This is a genomic window from Sphingobacterium faecale (assembly GCF_016746095.1).
GTDB classification, from domain to species: Bacteria; Bacteroidota; Bacteroidia; order Sphingobacteriales; family Sphingobacteriaceae; genus Sphingobacterium; species Sphingobacterium faecale.
In genome coordinates, this window is sequence record NZ_JAERTY010000028.1 from 1 (window position 1) to 2,261 (window position 2,261).

3 protein-coding genes are annotated in these 2,261 nt (G+C 42.9%); all 3 read left to right on the forward strand.

The window, feature by feature from the left end; genetic code table 11:
- The first annotated feature begins 58 nt into the window (after positions 1 to 58).
- The 3 genes from tnpA to tnpC are packed head-to-tail and all read left to right on the forward strand — an operon-like array spanning position 59 to position 2,252.
- Positions 59 to 343 (forward strand): IS66 family insertion sequence element accessory protein TnpA, encoded by a 285-nt coding sequence (gene tnpA / locus JKG61_RS22675; RefSeq protein ID WP_237249591.1) that lies wholly within the window; start codon positions 59 to 61, stop codon positions 341 to 343.
- Positions 343 to 681 carry an IS66 family insertion sequence element accessory protein TnpB gene (tnpB, locus tag JKG61_RS22680; protein WP_262896223.1) on the forward strand — a complete coding sequence of 113 codons (339 nt, stop codon included), beginning with the start codon at positions 343 to 345 and terminating at the stop codon, positions 679 to 681. The genes tnpA and tnpB overlap by 1 nt, the downstream gene beginning before the upstream one ends.
- A 47-nt stretch (positions 682 to 728) precedes the next feature.
- Complete coding sequence (tnpC, locus tag JKG61_RS22685) at positions 729 to 2,252, forward strand: IS66 family transposase (protein ID WP_202105290.1); 1,524 nt, start codon at positions 729 to 731, stop codon at positions 2,250 to 2,252.
- Positions 2,253 to 2,261: the final 9 nt, after the last annotated feature.

Below are 2,261 nucleotides of genomic sequence, written 5' to 3' on the forward strand. Positions count from 1 at the left end.
GTATCCACCCTATGAAACACATATTGACATAGTTTGCCTTGGTAATTAATTTTGTACCATGAACAACAATCAGGAAAAACGAGAGCATATGCTATCGATGATATCGGAGTGGCAGCAGAGCGGCAAAAGCAAGAAGGCATATTGCTCTGAAAAAGGCATCAAGGAAGCGACCTTTTACTATTGGTTTTCGCTCAGTAAAGAAACAGAATTCAGAAGAGATAGCTTTATAAGAATCGATAAGACGCCAAGAAAGAGCGATGTTGAGATTATTTACCCCAATGGTGTGCGTATAAAGACCGAAAATGATCTAGCCCTTTTATCACAGCTGATCCGTCTGTACTGATGTTTGCGCTGAGTTCATCGCACCGATTCTATCTTTATGATGGCTTCTGCGATATGAGGAAATCATTTGATGGACTTTGTGGGCTTATTAGTTCGGGAATGAACCGACAGTCCATCAGCGGTGAAGTGTTTGTATTTTTGAACCGTAGCCGCACACATATGAAACTGCTGCACTGGGAAAAAGGTGGGTTTGTGTTATATTATAAACGTTTGGAAAGCGGAACTTTTGTAGCACCCCATGTTAAAAATGGAGAACTGTCCTGGAGCGATCTGGTACTGATGGTCGAGGGTATACAGGTGGTGAAAAGTATTCAGAAAAGACGTTTTTCTTTGACTTAAAAGCGGTCTATAATAGGATAAAAGCCGTTTTTTCGTATATTTACACTATGGAAACAGCGCTGGAAAATCTCTCAAAAGAAGACCTGATCAAGGTCATTTCCAGTCGTGATGAATTGATAAAGTCCCTTTCTCAAGATACCTCAAAAAAAGACGAAGAGATAGATTACCTAAAGTCACAGCTTGCCATGTACAAGCGTATGCAGTTCGGACAGAAGCGCGAGCGCTTCGAAGGCGATCCAAATCAGACCATGCTCCCCTTTGAAGCAGATCCAGCCGAAGTTGTACAGCAACAGGAGGAAATCAAAGAAAAGATCGAGTATACACGTAAACGTCCTAATCATAAAGGACGCGCCAAATTACCTGCGCACCTCCCTGTAAAAGAAGTCGAGATCCACCCAGAGGGGGACCTATCCCAAATGATTTGTATCGGTAAAGAAATTACCGAAGAATTGGAGTGTGAGCCTGCTAAGTTCTACATCAAGCGTTACATCCGTTATAAATATGCTGCTAAAGATAAATCTGCCGTAGCCATCGCCGAACTTCCCGAACGAGTAATCGATAAAGGGATCCCAGGATCAGGTCTGCTAGCGATGATCCTTACCGCTAAGTATATGGATCATCTCCCGCTATACCGACAGAAGCAGATCTTTGCAAGGGAAAACATACAGATCCCTTCCTCAACCATCGAAGGATGGACCAGACAGGCATTAGAAAAATTGGAACCACTCTATGAAAAACTCGTTTTCGACACTAAAGTACAGGGCTATTTACAGGTCGATGAGACTCCAATAAAAGTACTGGATAGCGATAAAAAAGGCGCTGCCCATCAGGGTTATTTTTGGGTCTACCATTCGCCTTTGGATAAAACGGTGCTGTTCGATTATAACCCTTCCCGTGGTGGCATTGCCGCTGTACCCATGCTTGGTAACTTCAAAGGTTATCTCCAGACAGACGGCTATGCAGTCTATGACAAGTATGCTAAAAAGAAAGAAGTAACACATCTAGCTTGCTGGGCACATGCACGGCGTGAGTTTGAGAAAGCACTGGATAACGATAAAGAAAGAGCGGAAAAAGCATTGCTAATGATCCAGAAGCTTTATGCCATTGAGCGGAAATCCAAACAGGAAAATCTAAGCGCAGAGCAGACCAAAGAACTTCGATTGACCGAATCCTTACCTGTTATCAACGAGCTGGGCAAATGGATCTTTGAAGAGATAAAAAGCACACTCCCTAAAAGTCAAATCGGTAAAGCTATGGCCTATGCATACGCCAGATGGGATGCACTATCAGCATACCTGTATGATGGAAGGCTGCTTATTGACAATAATCTTGTGGAGAACGCTATAAGACCTGTAGCCCTCGGTCGCAAAAACTGGCTCTTTGCAGGAAGTCATGAAGCGGCACAGCGTTCAGCAATGATATATTCCTTCTTCGCTATCTGCAAAAAGCATGAGGTAAATCCTTTTCAATGGCTCAAATACGCCTTGGAAAACATCATGTCCATAAACCATAAAAACTTAAAGGACCTTTATCCGCAGAACTTCAAAAATAAGCCCACCTGTAGTTTATAGGCCGGATAC